At 71.1% G+C, this 19,224-nt stretch carries 17 protein-coding genes; 11 read left to right on the top strand and 6 right to left on the bottom strand.

Annotation, left to right across the window (positions count from 1 at the left end; translation table 11 throughout):
• Positions 1-42 precede the first annotated feature (42 nt).
• Genes OHB01_RS09480 through OHB01_RS09460 form a run of 5 tightly spaced genes read left to right on the top strand, consistent with a single transcriptional unit; the run spans position 43 to position 5,080 of the window.
• Positions 43-1,611 carry an ABC transporter substrate-binding protein gene (locus tag OHB01_RS09480; protein WP_328855229.1) on the top strand — a complete coding sequence of 523 codons (1,569 nt, stop codon included), beginning with the start codon at positions 43-45 and terminating at the stop codon, positions 1,609-1,611.
• A gap of 22 nt (positions 1,612-1,633) precedes the next feature.
• A complete protein-coding gene (locus OHB01_RS09475; RefSeq protein ID WP_142652230.1) occupies positions 1,634-2,611 on the top strand; it encodes an ABC transporter permease in 978 nt (325 codons plus the stop codon).
• Entirely contained in the window at positions 2,608-3,477 is an 870-nt protein-coding gene (locus OHB01_RS09470) for an ABC transporter permease (RefSeq protein WP_328855228.1), read from the top strand. Before OHB01_RS09475 ends, OHB01_RS09470 begins: the two co-directional genes overlap by 4 nt.
• Positions 3,474-4,310 (top strand): ABC transporter ATP-binding protein, encoded by an 837-nt coding sequence (locus OHB01_RS09465; RefSeq protein WP_147943733.1) that lies wholly within the window; start codon positions 3,474-3,476, stop codon positions 4,308-4,310. Before OHB01_RS09470 ends, OHB01_RS09465 begins: the two co-directional genes overlap by 4 nt.
• An 8-nt stretch (positions 4,311-4,318) precedes the next feature.
• Complete coding sequence (locus OHB01_RS09460) at positions 4,319-5,080, top strand: ABC transporter ATP-binding protein (RefSeq protein ID WP_328855227.1); 762 nt, start codon at positions 4,319-4,321, stop codon at positions 5,078-5,080.
• Between the two features lies 1 nt (position 5,081).
• Here the strand turns inward: OHB01_RS09460 and OHB01_RS09455 are convergent, their stop codons facing one another.
• The 3 genes from OHB01_RS09455 to OHB01_RS09445 all read right to left on the bottom strand — a co-directional run bounded on the left by OHB01_RS09455 (position 5,082) and on the right by OHB01_RS09445 (position 7,647).
• Positions 5,082-6,278: an amidohydrolase family protein gene (locus OHB01_RS09455; RefSeq protein WP_142652238.1), complete on the bottom strand. Its 1,197-nt coding sequence runs from the start codon at positions 6,276-6,278 to the stop codon at positions 5,082-5,084.
• A 69-nt stretch (positions 6,279-6,347) separates the two neighbouring features.
• The gene (locus OHB01_RS09450; protein ID WP_142652240.1) at positions 6,348-7,133 is read right to left on the bottom strand and encodes an SURF1 family protein; all 786 of its coding nucleotides are present in this window, start codon (positions 7,131-7,133) and stop codon (positions 6,348-6,350) included.
• A gap of 37 nt (positions 7,134-7,170) precedes the next feature.
• The gene (locus OHB01_RS09445; protein WP_142652258.1) at positions 7,171-7,647 is read right to left on the bottom strand and encodes a winged helix-turn-helix transcriptional regulator; all 477 of its coding nucleotides are present in this window, start codon (positions 7,645-7,647) and stop codon (positions 7,171-7,173) included.
• Positions 7,648-7,745: 98 nt separating this feature from the next.
• Between OHB01_RS09445 and OHB01_RS09440 the strand changes: the two genes are divergently transcribed.
• From OHB01_RS09440 to OHB01_RS09430, 3 genes are read left to right on the top strand one after another with little or no spacing between them, the layout of a single operon-like run.
• On the top strand, positions 7,746-8,264 hold the full coding sequence (locus OHB01_RS09440) for a GNAT family N-acetyltransferase (RefSeq protein ID WP_260617545.1): 519 nt from the start codon (positions 7,746-7,748) through the stop codon (positions 8,262-8,264).
• On the top strand, positions 8,261-8,851 hold the full coding sequence (locus OHB01_RS09435) for a TetR/AcrR family transcriptional regulator (RefSeq protein WP_142652244.1): 591 nt from the start codon (positions 8,261-8,263) through the stop codon (positions 8,849-8,851). Before OHB01_RS09440 ends, OHB01_RS09435 begins: the two co-directional genes overlap by 4 nt.
• 20 nt (positions 8,852-8,871) lie before the next feature.
• Positions 8,872-10,341, top strand: coding sequence for a DUF7059 domain-containing protein (locus OHB01_RS09430; protein ID WP_260617546.1), 1,470 nt, complete (start codon positions 8,872-8,874; stop codon positions 10,339-10,341).
• A 268-nt stretch (positions 10,342-10,609) separates the two neighbouring features.
• Here the strand turns inward: OHB01_RS09430 and OHB01_RS09425 are convergent, their stop codons facing one another.
• Complete coding sequence (locus OHB01_RS09425) at positions 10,610-13,612, bottom strand: AfsR/SARP family transcriptional regulator (protein WP_328855226.1); 3,003 nt, start codon at positions 13,610-13,612, stop codon at positions 10,610-10,612.
• 228 nt (positions 13,613-13,840) lie between these two features.
• Between OHB01_RS09425 and OHB01_RS09420 the strand changes: the two genes are divergently transcribed.
• The gene (locus OHB01_RS09420; protein ID WP_168066589.1) at positions 13,841-14,389 is read left to right on the top strand and encodes a hypothetical protein; all 549 of its coding nucleotides are present in this window, start codon (positions 13,841-13,843) and stop codon (positions 14,387-14,389) included.
• Between the two features lie 61 nt (positions 14,390-14,450).
• Here the strand turns inward: OHB01_RS09420 and OHB01_RS09415 are convergent, their stop codons facing one another.
• Positions 14,451-15,107: a GNAT family N-acetyltransferase gene (locus OHB01_RS09415; RefSeq protein ID WP_142620174.1), complete on the bottom strand. Its 657-nt coding sequence runs from the start codon at positions 15,105-15,107 to the stop codon at positions 14,451-14,453.
• A gap of 182 nt (positions 15,108-15,289) precedes the next feature.
• Positions 15,290-16,852, bottom strand: coding sequence for an FAD-dependent monooxygenase (locus OHB01_RS09410; RefSeq protein ID WP_142652248.1), 1,563 nt, complete (start codon positions 16,850-16,852; stop codon positions 15,290-15,292).
• Positions 16,853-16,924: 72 nt separating this feature from the next.
• Here OHB01_RS09410 and OHB01_RS09405 point away from each other — a divergent pair, with 72 nt between their 5' ends.
• Both OHB01_RS09405 and OHB01_RS09400 read left to right on the top strand, forming a co-directional pair.
• Complete coding sequence (locus OHB01_RS09405) at positions 16,925-17,554, top strand: TetR/AcrR family transcriptional regulator (RefSeq protein WP_328855225.1); 630 nt, start codon at positions 16,925-16,927, stop codon at positions 17,552-17,554.
• Between the two features lie 983 nt (positions 17,555-18,537).
• Positions 18,538-18,936, top strand: a complete 399-nt coding sequence (locus tag OHB01_RS09400) for a hypothetical protein (RefSeq protein WP_328855224.1) — start codon at positions 18,538-18,540, stop codon at positions 18,934-18,936.
• Positions 18,937-19,224: the final 288 nt, after the last annotated feature.

Here is a 19,224-nt window from a genome sequence, read left to right as displayed (position 1 = left end):
CACAGCACCAAGCGGCCGCATGGCCGCCGACCAGGAGAAACAGTGAACAGCAAGACGACGTCGCTGCTCGGCGCCGCACTCGTGCTCGCGCTCGCCCTCACCGGGTGCGGATCGGGCTCCTCCGGGTCCGCAGGGTCTACCGGGTCTTCCGGGTCCTCCGGCTCGACGAGCGGCGCCGGGGCGACGGCGGCGTACGACCCGGACGCGACGATCGAGGTCGGGTCGCTCTACGAGCCGCAGAACCTCGACAACACGGCCGGGGGCGGACAGGGCGTGACGGAGGCGTTCAACGGCAACGTCTACGAGGGCCTGTTCCGGCTCACCGACGACGGCAAGGTCGAGGACCTGCTGGCCAAGGACCACACGGTGAGCAAGGACGGCCTCACCTACACCTTCACGCTGCGCGACGGCGTGAAGTTCCACTCGGGCAAGCCGCTCACCTCGGCCGACGTCAAGTACAGCATCGAGAAGGTCATCGGCCCCGACTCCCAGTCGGCCCGCAAGAGCAGCCTCACGGTGATCAAGAGCATCGAGACGCCGGACGACACCACCGTCAAGGTGAAGCTCGCCAGCAAGTCGATCTCGCTCGTCTACAACCTCAGCTACGTGTGGATCATCAACTCCCAGGCCAAGAACCTGACGACCACCGAGGACGGCACCGGTCCCTACACGCTGGGCGAGTGGAAGCGCGGCTCCACGCTCACCCTTGAGCGCTTCCCCGGATACTGGGGCACCCCCGCGACCAACAAGCAGGTCGTGTTCCACTACTTCACCGACGCGACCGCGCTGAACAACGCGCTGCTGACCAAGGCGGTCGACGTCGTCACCAGCGAGCAGAGCCCCGACGCGCTGGCGAACTTCGAGAACAACGCCGACTACAAGATCAACAACGGCAAGTCGACGACCAAGCTGCTGCTGGCGTTCAACGACCGCAAGGCGCCGTTCGACAAGGTGCTCGTCCGCAAGGCGATCACCTCGGCGATCGACAACAAGAAGCTGCTCAGCTCGATCTGGGGCGACTACGGCACGCTGATCGGCTCGATGGTGCCGCCCACCGACCCCTGGTATGAGGACCTCACCTCGGTCAACCCGTACGACCCGAACCTGGCCAAGCAGGAGCTCGCCCAGGCGGGCTACGCGAACGGCTTCTCCTTCACGCTCGACACGCCGAACTACGACCCCCACCCCACGGTCGCGACGTTCGTGAAGTCGGAGCTGGCCAAGGTCGGGATCACCGTGAACATCAACGTCATCACGGCCGACCAGTGGTACACCAAGGTCTACAAGAACCACGACTTCGCGGCGACGCTGCAGGAGCACGTCAACGACCGCGACGTGGTCTGGTACGGCAACCCCGACTTCTACTGGGGCTACGACAACCCGCAGGTCACCAAGTGGGTCGACGAGGCCGAGCAGTCCGACACGGCCGAGGCGCAGACCGAGCTGCTGAAGAAGGTCAACCAGCAGATCGCCGCCGACGCGGCCAGCGACTGGCTCTACCTCTACCCGCAGATCGTCGTGGCGTCGTCGTCGCTGTCGGGCTACCCCGTCAACGGCCTGAACTCCCAGTTCTACGCGTACGGCATCAAGAAGAGCGGCGGCCGGGGCTGATGCCCTCGTCCGTGGCGCGCTGATGATCGCCTATCTGCTGCGCCGGACGGCGTTCCTCGTCGTCTCGCTGTTCCTGGCCGCCGTGGTGCTGTTCCTGCTGCTGCGCCTGCTGCCGGGCGACCCCGCCAACGCGCTGTTGTCGGTCGGGGCGAGCCCGGAGCAGGTCGCGGCGGCCCGCCACGCGATCGGGACCGACCGGCCGCTGCTCCAGCAGTTCGTCTCGTGGCTCGGCGAGATGTCGCGGCTCGACCTCGGCTCCTCGTTCGTCAGCACGCTTCCCGTCGGCCCCGAGATCGCCGCCCGGCTGGTCGTGACGGTGCCGCTGACGCTGCTGTCCTTCCTGCTGGCCGTCGTGATCGCCGTACCGGTCGGGTTCGTCGCGGCCTACCGGGCGAGCACCTGGTATGGCTCGGTGCTCAGCGCGTTGTCGCAGCTCGGCATCGCGGTGCCCGTCTTTTGGGTCGGCATGCTGCTGATCACGGTGTTCGCGCTCCATCTCGGCGTGCTGCCGGCCGGAGGGTTCCCCCAGGACGACTGGGCCGACCCGGGCGAGGCGCTCACCTCGCTGACGCTGCCCGTCGTCACGATCGCCCTGGTCATGTCGGCCTCGCTGATCCGCTACGTGCGGTCGGCCACCCTCGACGTGCTGGGCAGCGACTACCTGCGTACGGCGCGGGCGCTCGGCTCGTCGTTCATCGGGGCGATGTGGCGGCACGGCCTGCGCAACGCGGTGGTGCCGGTCGTCTCGATCCTGGGCATCGAGCTCGCCACCACCTTCCTCGGCGCGGTCGTGGTCGAGAGCGTGTTCGCGCTGCCCGGGCTCGGCACCATGCTCGTGAAGGGCTTCGCGCAGCATGACTATCCGGTCATCCAGGGGATCCTCGTGGTGAGCACGTTCGCGGTGCTGGTCATCGGGTTCGCGGCCGACCTCGTGCAGCGGCTCATCGATCCGCGGCTGCGCCGCTCCCTCGGCGGGAGATTCTCGGGAGACGGCGCATGACCGCCGGCCCCCGCCGTGTCTCCGGCCGTGTCTCCGGCCGTGTCTCCCGCCGTGTCCCCCGGTCGGCGACGCTGATCGCCGGCTGCGTCCTGGCCGGTCTCGTCCTCGCCGTGGCCGTCGTGTCGTTCTTCTGGCTGCCGTACGCGCCGGACGACACCACGGGCGGCAGGCTGATGCCGCCGGGCCTGCCCCACCTGCTCGGCACCGACAAGCTCGGCAGAGACCTGCTCACCCAGCTCATGATCGGCGCGCGGGTAGCCCTGGAGGCGGGCGCGGGCTCGGTGCTGATCGGCGGGCTCGTGGGGCTCGCGGGCGGCCTCGCCGCCGGTTTCGCCACCCGCTGGCTCGACGACACGCTCTCGGCCCTCCTCGACATCCTCATCGCGTTCCCGACCGTGCTGCTGGCCATGCTGGTGACCGCCGCGCGCGAGGCGTCCCTCGGCTCGGCGATCATCGCGATCGGGCTGGCGATGTCGGCGATCGTGGCCCGGCTGACCCGGGTGCTGGTCAAGCGAGTCCTGGCCCAGGACTTCATCACGGCCTCGCGCACCTCGGGGACGTCATGGCCCCGGGTGATCGTCGAACACGTGCTGCCGAACATCTGGCCGACGCTGTCGGTCAACCTCGCGCTGCAGTTCGGCCTGGCCGTCCTGGCGGAGGCCAGCCTGTCCTATCTCGGCCTGGGCGCACCGCCGCCGAACGCCTCCTGGGGGCGGATGCTCCAGGAGGCCCAGGCGAGCGTGTTCATCGCCCCGGCGGGGGTGATCGCCCCCGGCGTCCTGCTCGTCGTGCTCGTCGTCGGCGTCAACCTCATCGCCGACGGCGTGCGCGACGTGGCCGACCCGACCCGGAGGAGGACGAGGTGACCCTGCTCACCGTCGAGGGGCTGCACGTGCGCAGCGCCGAGGGCCGCGACCTCGTCTCGGACGTGTCGTTCACGCTCGGCGCGGGCGAGCGGCTGGGCCTGATCGGGGAGTCGGGGTCGGGCAAGTCCATGACCGCCCTGGCGATCATGGGTCTCACGCCTCCCGGGATGACCGTCTCGGGCAGTGTCGTGTTCGACGTGCCCGGCCTCGACCGCATCGAGGTGGTGGGGGCCGGGGAGCGGCGGCTCACCTCGCTGCGCGGCCGGGCGACGAGCACGGTCTTCCAGGAGCCGCTCACCGCCCTCGACCCGCTCATGCGTGTCGGCCGTCAGGTGGCCGAGCCGCTCCGGCGCCGGAGAGGGCTGCGGGGACGCGCCCTGCACGCGGCGGTGCGGGCCGCGCTTGAGGAGGTGCGGCTGGCCGATCCCGATCGGATCGCCCGGGCCTACCCCCACGAGATCTCCGGCGGCCAGCGCCAGCGGGTGGCGATCGCCATGGCCCTCGCCTGCGACCCCGCCCTGCTCATCGCCGACGAGCCCACGACCGCCCTGGACGTCACCGTGCAGGCCGACGTCCTCACGCTGCTCGACGGCCTGGTGCGGGAACGGGGGATGGCACTGCTGTTCATCAGCCACGACCTTGCGGTCGTCTCGCGCATCGCCGAACGCGTCATCGTCCTCAAGAACGGCGTGGCGGTGGAGTCCGGGAGCGTCGGCGAGGTCGTCAACGCTCCGAGCCACCCGTACACGAGGGAACTGGTGGGCAGCGCGCGCCGGCTCGACGGCGCTCTCGACAGCGCTCTCGACGATGCCATCGACGGGAGGACCTCATGACCCGGCCCATGACTCGGCCCATTCTGGAGGTGCGGGGCGCGCACTTCGCCTACGGCCGCTCGGCCCCCGTGCTCACGGACGTCTCGGTCGCCGTCACGCCCGGACGCAGCCTCGCGCTGGTGGGGGAGTCGGGCGCGGGCAAGACCACGCTGCTGCGCCTGCTGCTCGGGCTGGCCAGGCCGACGAGAGGCCAGGTCCTCTACGAGGGCAGGGAGCTCGCGCCGCGCGACCGGGCTCAGATGCGGGAGTTCCGGCGCGGCGTGCAGACGGTGTTCCAGGACCCGTACTCCTCGCTCGACCCCCGGCAGCGGGTGGGCCGGATCGTCTCGGAACCCCTGCGGTCCCTGGGCCTCAAGCAGGACATGGCCGCCCGGGTCGCCGAGGCCCTGCGCTCCGTCGGCCTGCCCGAGGACGCCGCGAGCCGCTATCCGCAGGAGTTCTCCGGCGGGCAGCGGCAGCGCATCGCCATCGCGCGGGCGATCGTGTGCGAGCCCCGCGTGCTGCTCGCGGACGAGCCGGTCAGCGCGCTCGACGTCTCCACCCGGGTGCGCGTCGTCGACCTGCTGCAGGAGCTCCGGGAGACCCGCGCGCTGACGGTCGTGATGGTGTCGCACGACCTGGCCGTGGTGGCCGCCCTCTGCCAGGAGGTGGCCGTGCTGGAGCGGGGGCGCATCGTCGAGCAGGGAGACACCGCACAGGTGCTCGGCGCTCCCCGCCACCCCTACACGCGACGGCTCATCGACAGCGTCCCCCGGCTGCCCTCGGTTTGAGCTAGAGCTGCTCCTGCCGCAGCCAGGCCCGCGAGGGCAGGGGGTGGCCGAACAGGCGGGCGGCGTTGCCGTACGAGACCCTGGCGATGTCGGCGGGCGGCAGGCTGCCGAGGTTGCGGGCCACGGCGCGCTGGGTGTCGGGCCAGGTGGACTCCGCGCGCGGATAGCCGGACTCCAGCAGCACGCGCTCCATGCCCACGGCGAGCCGCACCGAGCTCAGCGCGCTGTCGTCGAGCGTGCCGAAGTAGAAGTTGCGCCGCAGCACCTCGCTGGGCTTGAGGCCGCCCTCCCAGCTCGGCTCGCCCGCCACGGGGTGATCGAGCGCGTAGTCGGCCCGCTCGGCCAGCATCGGCAGCCACCCGACGCCGCCCTCCACGATGAGGATGCGCAGCTTGGGGAAGCGCAGCGCCACTCCCGACCACAGCCAGTCGGCGCAGGCGAACATGGCGCTCGCCGGGATCAGCGTGGTGATCGCCTCGACCGGGGTGTCCGGCGAGGGCACCGGCGCCCAGGAGGACGCGCCGGTGTGCAGGCACACGACCGTGCCGGTCTCCTCGCAGGCGGCGAAGAACGGGTCCCAGTGGCGGCTGTGGATGGACGGCAGCCGCAGCCGGGTGGGGAACTCGGGGAACACGACGGCCTTGAACCCGCGTGACGCGTTGGCCCTGATCTCCTTCGCCGCGATCTCGGGGTCGGGGAGCCAGGGAAGCTGGAGCGCGATCATCCGCTCGGGGTAGGTGCCGGCCCACACGTCCACGTGCCAGTCGTTCCAGGCCCGGACGAGCGCGAGCCCGAGGTCCTGGTCGCGGGTGCGGCCGAACGCCACCCCCGCCTGGCTCGCCAGCATGCCGGGGAAGCACAGCGCCGCCCAGATCCCGGCCCGGTCCATGTCGCCGACCCGGGCCTCGATGTCGTAGCAGCCCGGCCGCATGTCCTCGAAGCGTACGGGGTCGAGCGTCCACTGCTCCTTGGGCAGGCCCGCGCCCACGTCGAGCCCCGCGCAGGGATAGGTGGCGCCGCCGTACCGCCAGACCTGGTGGCCCGAGTCGGTCTCCACGACCTTGGGCGCGAGGTCCTTGTATTTCTCCGGGAGGCGATCCTCGAAGAGGTCGGCCGGCTCGATCAGGTGATCATCGACTGAGATGATCACGTAGTCCCGCCGCCTCGGCTCTGGGTCGGGATGCAGCGGCGTATTCACGATAGTAAACGGTAGGGCCAAGGGATAACACGGTACAAGCTGCGAGGTCTCCGGTTGGTATCCGTTCGCTCACATTGCGGTGCGTACCGTCACGGCCTGTGACGCCTCCTGCGTACGGAGGTCGCGGGCCTCCCGGCGCACCAGGAGCACCCAGCCGCCCACCGCGATCCCGATGAACAGCCACCACTGCACGGCGTACGCCAGGTTGAGCCCGCCTCCGGCGCCGACGTCGGGCGGCGGCAGGAGCTCGGGGGCCTCGCCGCCCTGCGGCTGCTGCGCGGTGAGCTCCACGAAACCGCCATAGACCTTGTACGGCAGGCCCTTGGCGATCGTGGGCGTGTCGATCAGCAGGATCTGGCCGGACGGCAGGCCCGATCGGTTCCTGATGCCGGTGTTGTCCTGCGTCTCGGCCGGCCGGAGCCGTCCGGTGACCGTCACCTCTCCCGTGGGCGGGGCGGGCACCTGCGGCGGGGTGTCGGCGGTCGCCCCGGCCGGGACCCACCCTCGGTTCACCAGCACGGCGCCCTGGGGCGTGACGAGCGGAGTGATCACGTAGAAGCCGACGCGGCTGTTCTGGGTCCGCCTGCGCACCACGAGCTCGTGGGCGGGGTCGTACCGCCCGGTGGCGGTGACGAGGCGATACCGGTCCCGCTCCGCCACGGACGCGCCGATCTGGTCGAGCCGGTCGAGCGGCACGGGCGCGGCGGCGAGGTTGGCGGTGATCCTCGTGCTCTCGGCCGACCGGTCCTCGAACCGCCCCCACTGCCACCTTCCCAGGAAGAAGAAGGCGGGGATCAGCACGAGCACGAGCAGGTGCAGCCCGACCCACCGGCGCGAAAGGAGGAAACGGTACACGTCACCAGCCTAGGCAGCGACCCGGATGGTCCCGCTCTCAGGCTGGGGTACTCAGTCGTGCGCCGGGCCCGGGGCGGGGCGTCACCTCACGCGGGCCGTCGACCCGGTGGCCCTCCTCGCACACCAGGTGCAGCGTGACGGGCGCGCCGCAGTCGCGGTGGGTCACCACGACCGGTGGTCCCTCGGGATCGGCCAGATAGCGGTCGCCCCAGTGCATGAGGGCGATCATGATCGGGTAGAGATCGAGGCCCTTCTGGGTGAGCCGATACTCGTCGCGCTGGCGCTGGCCGGGCTCCTGGTAGGGCACCTTGCGCAGCAGGCCCTCCTCGACGAGCCGGGACAGCCGCGCGCTCAGCACCTGCCGGGGCGCGCCGGTGCGCGTCTGAAGGTCGGCGAAACGCCGGATGCCGTTGAACGCCTCGCGGAGGACCAGGAACGTCCACTTCTCGCCGAGCACGGCGAGGGTTCGCTCGATGGAGCAGTTGTCCACCCGATAACGCCGCATGTCGCGCATCGTAACCACAACCTCCTCCTTCCATCTAAGTCTACTTGACAGACTCAGCGCGTTCAGGAGAGCCTGAGTCCATGTTCGGAACTCAGGTGAGGCCTCTCGTGGACGTCCGTGTCGTGGAGGTGCGTGCGGCGCGTCCGGGCGACGACGAGGCGCGGGTGCGGCTCTTCGTGGAGGGTCTGTCGCAGGACACGCTGACGAACCGCTTCTTCGTCGGCCTGGGCCGGCCGAGCACGAGCCTGATCCGCGCGATGGTCGCGCGCGACGACAGGCGCGACGCGCTGCTCGCGCTGCACGGCGACGCCGTGATCGGGCACGCCATGAGCCATCTGGCCGGCGGCTCCCTGGGGATCGAGGCGGAGATCGCGGTCGTGGTGGACGACCGGTGGCAGGGCCTCGGCGTGGGGTCGCGGCTCGTGCGCACCCTCCTGCGGCGGGCGTCCGTACGCGGCGCGGTCGCCGTCGGCATGGACGTCATGACGGAGAACCGGCGGGTGCTGTCCATGGTGCGCCGGGCCTGGCCCTCTGCCACAATCAGTACAGAGGGCACATCCGTCGAGATCAAAGCCTGCCTCGCGTTTGCAGAACAAGGTTCTGTTGGTTCACCATTGACTATGTGAAGAGCGCGAAGAGCGGACGAGACGGCAGGGCCAGGATCATCGAGGGCGCCCTGCGCAGGTTCAGCCAGAGCGGGGTGTCGGCCACGACCCTGGCCAGCCTCCGGCAGGAGAGCGGCGTCAGCGTCGGCAGCTTCTATCACCACTTCACGAGCAAGGAACACGTCTTCGGCGTGCTCTACGCCGAGATCCAGGAGATGTACCAGGCCGCCTTCATCGGCGAGCTCGTCCGCCACGAGGACGCCCGCTCCGGCATCGAGGCCATCGTCGCGATGCACATGGCCTGGTGCGGCGAGCACCCCGAGCGCGCCCGCCTGCTGATCAGCGAGCGCCCGCCCCGGCGCAACGAGCCCGGCGGGCCGGAGGTCGCCGAGTCGCGGCGCGAGTTCTTCCGCCAGGTCGCCGACTGGTGGCGGCCGCACATGAAGAACGGTGTGCTCCGCCCCGTCCCCGCCACCATGTGCTATGTGCTGTGGCTCGGCCCGGCGCAGGAGATGTGCCGCCTGTGGTTCAGCGGCGCCCACCAGCCCACCGAGGAGGAGATCCGCGAGCTGGGCGAGGCCGCCTGGAACAGCCTCAAGATGCCCTGACCCCGCGATAGATTCGATGCGTGGACGCCCCTTCTGACCTGGTCCGGCGGCTTCGCGACAGATTCGTGGAGACCGGATACACGATCGACGGCGTGCGTGAGCGGCTGGGCGACATGGCCGCCGCCGCGCTGGCTCGCGAGGAGATCGTGCCCGCGCTGCGCGCCACCAGGGACGCCGATCCCCTCGCCACGCTGATCCGGCTGTGGTGGCTGGGCACCCCGGTCAGCATGGCCGCCGCCGACCTCCCCGTGCAGGGCCTCATCGAGGCCGGGCTGCTGGTGCGCCTGGGCGACTCCCTGCAGGCCACCGTGCACCTCCAGCCGTGGGACACCGGCACGGGCGACCCGGCGTACGTCGTCTCCGACCGCAAGGTGCGGCCCGGCGATCCCTCGCTGCGGCCCGACCACGTCGTGGGCGCGGGCGGCGCCTCGGCCAACCTCGCGCAGCTCGGCTGGGCCGCGCCGGTCGAGCGGGCGCTCGACCTCGGCACCGGCTGCGGTGTGCAGGTGCTGCACCTGGCCCCCAGGGCCGAGCACATCGTCGCGACCGACGTGAACCGCAGGGCGCTGCGGCTGGCCCGCCTGAGCTGGGGCCTGTCCGGCGTGACCGGCGTCGAGGCGCGCGAGGGCTCGATGTACGACCCCGTGGACGACGAGCGCTTCGACCTCGTGGTGTCCAACCCGCCTTTCGTCATCGCGCCCGAGGCCAGATACACCTACCGGGAGGCCGGGCGGCGCGGCGACGAGTTCTGCCGCGACCTCGTACGGCGCACGCCCCGGCACCTCGCCCAGGGTGGTCAGGCGCGCTTCCTCGCCAACTGGCTGCACGTCAAGGGCGAGGACTGGCAGGACAGGGTGGGCGGCTGGCTCACCGAGACCGGCTGCGACGGCTGGGCCGTGCAGCGCGACGTGCAGGACCCGGCCGAATATGTCGAGCTGTGGCTGCGGGACTCCGCAGAACACGGCACCTCGGCCTACCGGGAGCGATATGACGAGTGGCTCGGCTGGTTCGAGTCGATGGACGTGACCGGCGTCGGCTTCGGCTGGATCGCCCTGCACGACTCCGGCTCGCTGAGCCCGCTCGTGCGGGTGGAGGAGATGACCCAGCCGGTCGAGCCGCCGTCCGGCGCGCTGGTCGAGGAGGTGCTGCGCGCGGCGCGCACCGCCCACGAGCTGTCCGACGACGACCTGCTCGACGCGCGGCTGAAGCCGGCCGAGGGAGTCGTGGAGGAGCGCGTCGGCCCGCCCGGCGCCGACGACCCCTCCCGCATCGTCCTGCGGCAGACCCGGGGCGCACGCCGTACGGCCGCCGTGGGGACGGTGGAGGCGGCCCTGGCGGGCGTGTGCGACGGCGAACTGCCCACGCGCCCGCTGCTCGCCGCCATCGCCGAGCTGACCGGTGAGGATCCCGGTGAGGTGCTCGGGCGGGCGCCCGCCGCGCTGCGGTCCCTGATCGCCGAGGGCTTTCTCGACGTTGCAAGCCCACGCTGACGTTGCAAGCCCACGTTGATCGGAGTTTGAACGGCCGGGCGGACAGTGGTCGTGAGCGGGCTTCGGGGGGGTTTCGGAGCCCGCGCACCAAGCCCGGCCGGTCGTCGACGTGAGGCGGCGAGTCGTCACGGGGCGCACCGGTAGGATCCGGGCCCCCTGCGCGTCCCAGTGTGACGACGGGCGGCCGGCCGGGCGTCCAGCCTCCCGCACGCGAAGATGGGTGTTCGGTGTGATCAACCACGTCCGGATGAGCCGGCTCGACGATGACCTACGTCTCGACCTGTTCGCGCAGGAGGGCACGGATGTCGTCGGCCTCGGGCGACCCGAGCCGGGTGAAGATGTCGAGGGCCTTGACCAGGGCCTGCCTGCCCCGGCCGGTCTCCCCGAGCCCCGCGAGGGCCTTGCCGAGCGCGGCCAGTGACTGCGCCTCGCCGTACGGGTGGGTGATCTCGCGGCTCACGGTCAGCGCCTGCTCGGCGTGCCGGGCGGCCTCGGCGAACCGTCCGGCGGCGATGAAGGTGGCGGCGAGCCGGTAGCAGACCCGCTGCTCCCAGACTCGCTGGTTGCTCGCGCGGAAGAAGGCCAGGCACTCGGCGTGGTGGACGACCGCCTCGTTGAGCCGCCCGACAAAGGACAGCACGTTGCCGAGGTGATAGCGGGCCCGCGCCACCCCCGCGCCGCTGCCGATCTCGGTGAAGACCGCCAGCCCCCGCTCGGCCGCCGCGATGGCGTTGTCCGGCCGTCCGAGGCCCAGGTGGTCGCGGGCGGAGTAGCACGACGCGAGCGCCTCGCCCGCGGGATTGCCCGTCTGCCGGTGGACCGTCGTCGCCCGGTCGAACCATTCGAGCGCCTCGGTGTGGCGGCGCCGCCGCCCGGCGACGACCGCGAGCGCGTTGCACGTCTCGCCGAGAACGATGTGGTCGCCGGTCTCCTCGCCCAGCGTCCGCGCGGCGAGAAAATGGCTCTCGGCCTCGGCCAGCCGGTTCGCGCCGAACAGCACCCGGCCCAGCACGTAGCGGCAGCGCAGCTCGGCGCGCCGCGCACCGGCCTGGCGCGTCGCCGCCAGCAGGGCCGACGTGCGCTGTTCGAAGTCCCGCTGGTTGGTGCCCGACTCCAGCAGCGGCTCCATCGCCAGCAGCAGGTCGGCCGCCGCGAGCAGGTCGTCGCCCGATTCGTCCTGTGCCCCTGCCGTTTGGGCCACCGCTCCGAACATGTCCTCGGCCTCCGCCGACAGCCAGGCAACTGCCTCGTCGGCGGAGGAGAAGGAGTGGCCGAGCATGCCCAGATCGGTGAGGACGTCGGCGATCCGGCTGCCCTCGTACGCCAGCCGGTGGGCCGCGCCCGCCGACGCAAGATAGAAGCCCAGCAGCCGCCGCAGGGCGAGCGTGCGGGCCGCGGGCTCCTCGGCGGCCTCCGCCTGCCGCCGGGCGAACAGCTTGAGCAGGTCGTGGAAGCGGTAGCGGCCCGGCGCGGGCGCCTCCAGCAGGCTGGCGTCGACCAGCGACTCGATCACGTCCTCGGCCTCGGACGGGGTGAGGTCGAGCACGGCCGCCGCCGCGAATACCGAGATGCCCGAGCCCGCCGGCAGCGACAGCAGTCGGAACGCCCGCGCCTGCCGGGCGTCGAGCTGGCCGTACCCGAGGGCGAACGTGGCCGAGACCGCCAGGTTGCCGATCTTCATCTCGTCGAGGCGGCGGCGCTCGTCGGCCAGCCGGGGGACGAGCGAGGCGACCGTCCACGACGGGCGGGAGGCCAGCCGGGCCGCGACGATCCGCACGGCCAGCGGCAGGAAACCGCAGGCGGCGACCACATCCATGGCGGCGGCACGTTCCGCCGCCACCCTCTCAGGCCCCGCGACCGCGGCGAGCAGCGACAACGCCTCCTCGGGCTCCATCACGTCGAGGTCGATGAGCCGGGCCGCGGGCAGGTCGGCCAGCTTGCCCCGGCTCGTGATGATCGCGGCGCAGCCGGGTGAGCCGGGCAGCAGGTGCTCGACCTGCTCGGCGTCGCGGGCGTTGTCGAGCAGCACCAGCATCCTGCGGTCGGCGAGCAGCGACCGGAACAGCGCGGAGCGCTCGGCCAGGCCGTCGGGGATGACGTCCATCGGGATGCCGAGGGCCCGCAGGAACGCCACCAGCGCGGTCTCGGGCGCGGTCGGCTCGGCGCTGTATCCCCGCAGGTCGGCGTAGAGCTGGCCGTCGGGGAACAGGTCGTCGGCGAGGTGGGCCACGTGGACGGCCAGGGTCGTCTTGCCCACGCCGCCGATGCCCGACATCGCCGCGATCGGCACGCCCTCGCGCGCCCCTTCGCCACGCAGCAGCGCGAGCAGCCTGCGCACCAGGCCGGTGCGTCCGGTGAAGTCGGGCACCGCCGCCGGGAGCTGGGCCGGTCTCGGCATCTCGATGACCGGGCCCGTCTCGGCCGCCGCGGCGTCATCGTGGACATCCTGCTGCGAGAGCCGTACGGGAGGGGGCGTGGGGGTGAGGGAGGGGTCGGCGGCGAGGATCCGCCGGTGGAGGCGGGACAGCTCGGCCCCGGGCTCGATGCCGAGCTCCTCGACCAGCGCCCGCCGGGTGCCGGTGAAGACCGACAGCGCCTCGGCCTGCCTGCCACACCGGTAATAGGCCAGCATGAGCTGGGCGCGCAGCCGCTCGCGCAGCGGATGTTCCGCGGTGAGCGCGACCAGCTCGGAGACGATCTCCGCGTGCCGGCCCAGCTCGAGGTCGAGCTCCATGAGCGTCTCGACCGCGCTCATCCGGCGCTCGGCGAGCCGGTCGCGCTGGTGCTCGGCGTACGGGCCGACCGCGCCGGCCAGCGGCTCGCCCGACCACAGGCGCAGGGCCCCGCGCAGCCGCCGGGCGGCCTCCCCGGCCCGGCCCGTGCGGCGGTCGGACTCGGCGGCGGCGCATTCGCGTTCGAAGACGGCGAGGTCGAAGCGGGCGGGGCCGGAGTCGAGCCGCAGCGCGTATCCCCGGCCCACGGAGGTCAGCAGCCGCGGCGGGGTCCGGGGGGACCGGTCCGGCTCCAGGACGGTGCGCAGGCGGGAAACGTAGGTGCGCAGCGCGCCGAGCGCGCGCGGGGGCGCGTCCTCGCCCCACACGCCGTCGATCATCTCGTCCGGCGTGACCGCGTGCCCCTCCCTCAGCAGGAGCATCGCGAGAATGGAGCGTTGCAATGGCGTGCCAAGGTCGAGCTCCACGCCGTCGCGCCAGGCAAGGACGGGTCCCAGCACGGCGAAGCGCAGGCCGTCCACGGCGGCGTGATCAGGCATGTGACCTGTCTCCCGATGGCAAGATTTCCGACCAAATGATAGATCGTGCGACGCGGCGGCAATAGGACCGCGGGCGTTGGTTCAGTTTGCGTACAGGTGCTTGAAAGCGACCTGCAAACCACGGCGAGAGCGTTGAAAGCGGGTTGCAGGCGGGCGGGCCTATCACTGAGCTGCAACCCCGACACGCACCCCGTATCGGGGGGATCGTCCTCGAACAGGAGAACCGAAATGCGACGCTCCATCACCCTCGGTCTCGCCGCCGCCACCACCGTCGCCGCCCTCGGGCTGCCGGCCCTGGCGACCGCGGCCAACGCCGCCCCCGCCTCCGCCTCCTCCGCCGCCACCGCCTCCGCCCCGCACCACCACGACTGGGACTACGACGGCTGGTGGGGCACCTACTGGTCCTCCAACCACCTCGCCAAGGCCAAGGGCTACGTCGACGTGAACTACGACCACGAGGAGTCGAACCGGGTCCACATCACCGGCAAGCTGTACGACAACGACCACCGCACCTACCGGCAGGGCGGCAAGTGCGCGTACATCAAGTTCCGGGTGTCCTACTGGGACGACGGCGAGGACAACTGGTCCTCCAGCTACAAGTCGTACAAGTACTGCGGCGCCGGCGGCTACAAGCAGATCAACTTCTGGCGCTACGACGTCGCCCAGGTCCAGGCGAAGGTCTGCCAGATCGGCCTGTACAGCAACGTGCCCGTCAAGTGCGGCTACTGGCGCGACATCTACAACGCCTACGACGAGGACTACGGCTACGACGCCTGATCACCCTCGCATGACGCGGCCCGTCCCTTCCGGGACGGGCCGCTCCCTTTCTATTGACTGATCAAGCTGCTTCCGACGCCGGCTCCAGAATGCCCAGCTTCGCGCGAAGACGTTCGCGCACGGCGGGCCATTCGGGACTCAGGATCGAGTAGTACGCGGTATCTCGGACCGTGTCGTCGGCGCCTCGGCTGTCCGCTCGTCGCACACCGTCGAGGTGCGCGCCGAGGGCCTCGATGGCGACCCGGGATCGGGTGTTGCGTACGTCTGCCTTGAGGGTGATCCGGTGAACCTGCCAGGTCTCGAAGGCGAGGGAGAGCATCAGATACTTGCTCTCCCGGTTGACACCGGTGCCCTGGGCCGACGCGGCGAGCCAGGTGTACCCGATGTCCGCGACGGACGGGACCTCGCCCACCGCGCCCTTGGTTCCCGGCGGCCAGGGCATCGGGCCCTGCCAATACTCCAGGTTCATCAGACGGGTGGCACCGACCACGCGGTCGGTGTGCAGCCACCGGATGGCGAAGGGCAGCGTGCGGCCCTCCGCCTGCTCAGCCAAGGCGGCCTCCACGTAGGAGGCCATCTCATCCCGGCCAGCGGGAACGCGAGTGAAGGCGTATGTGGAACGGTCTTCACTCGCCGCGGCGACGAGGTCGTCGAGCACCGCGAGGCTGAGCGGTTCCAGGCGCACGGAGCGCCCGGACAGGGTGACAAAAGCGGGCATGAGCACATGATGGGGGCTGCTGACCACGCCTGATACCAAATGACACGAGACATCTTGGCGGGGTGCGGGTTAAGGGGTGTGGTGCCCGATGAAACCGCAGGTCAGAGCGTTGATCCGGGCCCCGCGCGGCGGGCGGCCAGGGTAAAGATTTGGCCAAAGATCCACGGGGCCCGGCGAACGCTTCAGGCGAGGGTCACGGGGACGTCCGCGGGCGCGCCGAACCAGGTCTCCAGCGCGTTGGCGAGCCCCTCGGAATCGGTGGTTTCCGGGTCCTCCACCCAGGCGACGACGCCGTCCGGGCGGACGAGCAGCGCGCCGGGAGCGTGCGCGTCGCGTATCGCCGTCGTGACGGTGGCGACCCGGTCGCCGTACCCGTCCGCCGCCGCGCCGCCGAGCCGGGATCCGGTCTGGCGGAGGAGCAGGCCGCGGCCGTCGTGGAGGTGGTCGGCGAGCCGTGAGCCGTCCTCGAACTCGTAGTCGGGCACGCTGCGCCCCATCAGAGGGTGTCCGCCGCCGGGCATGTCGTACCGCTGCCAGACACCGGAGATCTTCTTCACGAAGTAGGTGGTGCCGGTGACCGTGCCGAGCAGGTCGGCGACCACCGTCCGGGCCGCCCGGGCGTGGGCGTCGGGACGCATCAGGGCGATCTGGGCCCGCGTCCAGTCGAGCACCCAGGCGCCGATGGGGTGCCGCTCCCGCGTGTAGGTGTCGAGAAGCCCCTCCGGGGCCTGCCCGCGTACGACCGCCGCGAGCTTCCAGCCGAGGTTCACGGCGTCGCCCAGTCCCAGGTTCAGCCCCTGGCCGCCGAAGGGCGAGTGCACGTGCGCGGCGTCACCGGCCAGCAGCACCCGCCCGAGCCGGTAGGTCGTCGCCTGCCGCGCGTTGTCCGTGAACCGCGTGACCGACGTGATCCCCTTGACGACGACGTCGGAGCCCGTGACGTGCCTGACCGCGTCCTGCAGTTCCTCCGTCGTCACCGGTTCGGTCTTGTCGGCCTTGCCTGGCGCGCCGTCGTCGAAGCGTACGACGAGGATGCGCCCCGGCACCGGGCCGTGGGAGTAGATCCCGGTGGGAGTGGCCTGCCAGCCCACGCCGAGGTCGTCGGTGCCCTCCATCTCCGCGATGGCCTGGTAGGCGGTGATCTCCGGGTCCGTCCCGGGGAACTCGAAGCCGGCCAGCTTGCGCACCATGCTCCTGCCGCCGTCGCAGCCCACGAGCCAGCGGCCGTGCACCGGGCCCTCGGTCGTGGCGACCGTGACCTGCTCGCCGTCGTCGGTGAAGCCGGTCACCTCCACGCCGCGCCGCACCTCGACCCCCAGCTCGGCCGCGCGTCCCGCGAGGATCTGTTCGAGCTGCTGCTGGGGCACCAGGCCGATCTCGGTGATCGGTCCCCGGCCGGCCAGGTCGGGGTCGTCCTCGTCGAAGAGATCGGCGCTCAGCATCATCCCCGCGAAGTGGCCGGCGAACCTGGGCGGAGTCCGCTGCGGTCCTCCCGCGGCGGCCCGCTTCTGCATGAACGCCCTCACGACTTCCATCGCCCGCTCCTGCACCTCCCTCAGCGCGGGCAGCAGGCCCCGTCGATAGAGCGCCTCCACGCTGGGCGTGTTGAGCGCGCCGGCTTTGATCGTCGGGTCGATCTCGGTCAGCCGTTCGAGCACCACGACCGACGCCCCGCCCAGCCGCAGCTCGCAGGCCAGCATGAGGCCCACCGGCCCTCCGCCGGCCACAACGACGTCGTACGACATTCGCCCTCCCCGTAGTTACCGTTGCTGTAAACTTACTGTCGCTATAAGTTTTTAGCAACTAGAATGAGGCGGGTGACGGAGACCTTGGGGTTGCGGGAGCGGAAGAAGCGGCAGACCCGCTCGCTCATCTCCGACGTGGCGTCGGGCCTGTTCGTGCAGCGCGGGTTCGACAACGTCACGGTCGCCGAAGTCGCCGAGGCGGCCGGAGTCTCGGCCAAGACCGTCTTCAACTACTTCCCTCGCAAGGAAGACCTGTTCCTCGACCGCTATCCCGAGGCGGTGGAGCTGGTCACCCGCGCCGTACGGGAACGCGCCGAGGGGGAGACCCCTGTCGCCGCGCTGCGCCGGCTGTTCCTCGGCATGCTCAGGGACGGCCACCCGCTCGGCGGGATCGCCCCCGGATATGAGGTCTTCTGGCAGGTGATCCTCGACTCGCCCGCGCTCAGGGCCCGGGCGAGGGAGCTGGTCGAGGAGCTCGAGGGCGTGATCGCCGGCCTGTTCGCCGAGGCGGCCGGAAGCGATCCGGGCGACCCGGCCCCGCGCTTCGCGGCCGCCCTGGTGGTCGCCGCCTACCGCGCCGTGTACATCACCAGCATCGACAGGATCCGTGCCGGTGATCCCATGCAGGACGTGATCGCCGACCGCGCCGTCCAGCTCGACCGCGCCCTGCGCGCCGTCGAACACGCCATCGCCGCCTTCTGAGCAGCCCTGCCATTCGGGACCTTCGTCGTTCTCGGCCTTCGCCGTTCCGGGTCTTCGCCGTTCTGGGCCTTCGTAGTTACGAGCCTTCGCTGTCACGAGCCTTCGGCGCGATCCGAGCACCCCCGTTTTCTGGGGTCCGTCGTTCTGGACCTCCGTCGTTCCGAGCCTTCGGCGCGTTCCGGGCTGCGCCGTCGTAGTTTTCCGGGCCTTCGTCGTTCTCGGCGTTCGCCGTTCCGAGCCTTCGGCGCTTTCCGGACAGCGCCGTCCCCGCTGCCTGAGCAGCGCCGTCCCCACTGGTTGAGCAGTGCCGTCGCCGTTTTGCGGGGTCTTCGGTGCCTTGGGGGCAGCGCCGCCCTGGCTGTCTGAGTATCGCCGTCCCTACTGGTTGAGCAGTGCCGTCGCCGTTTTGCGGGGCTTTCGGCGTTTTCCGAGCAGTGTCGTCCCCGCTTTCTGGGCGGCGTCTGCGCCGTTTTCCGGGCTTTGATGCTTGCTGGGTAGTGCCTCCGCGCCCTCTGAGCGGCGCCTTCACTGCCCCCGGCAGGGCTTGTCCAGCCCATAGCTTCTGGCGGGCCTGTATGGCGGCGGCGAACTACGCCGTGACCAGGGCGGTCTCCTCAATCTGTGATCCCAAGAGATTGCTAGTTGATCTTGCACAAGCTCCGGGGGGAGGAGAGAATTAATACAAGTTTTCGAATCGCTTGATGGAGGTGTGATGGATCTGTTCGATATCGATCCTGAGCGCCTTCGTCATTCGAACGATGCCGACGGTGAGTGGTGGGACCGTCTGATCGCCAATTCCCCACTGTGGTCCTCTGATGGCTCGTCCGCCCGGGAGCCCTTCCCGATCATCAACTTCGGGCCCCGGCAGCGCGCCGACGCACCCGTTGTCGAGAGCGTGGACGCCCCGGGCGCGGACGCCCCAGGCACGCATACCGACAGGGCAGATAGCGACGGCGCGGATGCCACGCGTGGAGCTGCCGTCGATGCGAATGCCGCCGGCACGAACGGCGCTGACGCGGGTGCCGCCCGTGGGGCTGCCGATGGCGCGGCTGCCGCCGGTGCCGTGCGCGGGGCTTGTGATGGTGCGGCTGCCGCTGGCGCGAATGGCCCTGACGCGGATGCCGCCCGTGGAGATGCCGCTGGCGCGGATGGCGCTGGCTTTGGTGCCGCGCGTGGTGCTGCCGATGGCGCGGACGCTGCTGGCACAAACGGCACCGGCGCGAATGACCCTGGCGCGGCCGGCCCGAGTGCTGGTGCGGGTGCGGGTGCTTCCGATGGTGTGGGTGGGCGTGATCGTGGTCGGGGTCGTGGTCGGGGTGGTGTGCGGTCGTCGTGGGTGGTGGTGGGGTCGGTTCGTGAGGTGGCCCAAGAGCTGGCGCTGACGCCGCTTCCCGATGACGTGGACATGTGCCTGGCCGAGGCGGAGGAGTTGCTGTTCGCCCGGGATCGGATCACCAGCGCCCTGGCCGACCGCGTCGGCCGGGTCCACCGAGCAGGTCAGGCCAGGCAGCACGGGCATGCCTCCACCCGCTGCTGGTTGCGCACCAGTGGGGGGATGACGGTGGGCGGAGCTGGCCGCCTGCTCACCCTCGGCGCGGAACTGCCCCGCCTCCCCGTCGTGCGGGAGAAGTTCGCCACGGGTGAGCTGGCGGCCGGGGTGGTGGAGGCCA

The organism is Microbispora hainanensis (genome assembly GCF_036186745.1).
Taxonomy (GTDB): Bacteria; Actinomycetota; Actinomycetes; order Streptosporangiales; family Streptosporangiaceae; genus Microbispora.
The sequence above is the reverse complement of the archived record's forward strand: the minus strand, read 5'-3'. Positions and strand labels throughout refer to the sequence as shown.

What these genes read in the sequence shown, in the direction of transcription:
- OHB01_RS09475 (WP_142652230.1), top strand. Translation starts at nt 1,634, where the DNA reads ATGATCGCCTATCTGCTGCGCCGGACGGCGTTCCTCGTCGTCTCGCTG.
- OHB01_RS09470 (WP_328855228.1), top strand. Translation starts at nt 2,608, where the DNA reads ATGACCGCCGGCCCCCGCCGTGTCTCCGGCCGTGTCTCCGGCCGTGTC.
- OHB01_RS09460 (WP_328855227.1), top strand. Translation starts at nt 4,319, where the DNA reads ATGACTCGGCCCATTCTGGAGGTGCGGGGCGCGCACTTCGCCTACGGC.
- OHB01_RS09445 (WP_142652258.1), bottom strand. Translation starts at nt 7,647, where the DNA reads ATGCGCGACATGCGGCGTTATCGGGTGGACAACTGCTCCATCGAGCGA.
- OHB01_RS09425 (WP_328855226.1), bottom strand. Translation starts at nt 13,612, where the DNA reads ATGCCTGATCACGCCGCCGTGGACGGCCTGCGCTTCGCCGTGCTGGGA.
- OHB01_RS09420 (WP_168066589.1), top strand. Translation starts at nt 13,841, where the DNA reads ATGCGACGCTCCATCACCCTCGGTCTCGCCGCCGCCACCACCGTCGCC.
- OHB01_RS09415 (WP_142620174.1), bottom strand. Translation starts at nt 15,107, where the DNA reads ATGCCCGCTTTTGTCACCCTGTCCGGGCGCTCCGTGCGCCTGGAACCG.
- OHB01_RS09410 (WP_142652248.1), bottom strand. Translation starts at nt 16,852, where the DNA reads ATGTCGTACGACGTCGTTGTGGCCGGCGGAGGGCCGGTGGGCCTCATG.
- OHB01_RS09400 (WP_328855224.1), top strand. Translation starts at nt 18,538, where the DNA reads ATGCGAATGCCGCCGGCACGAACGGCGCTGACGCGGGTGCCGCCCGTG.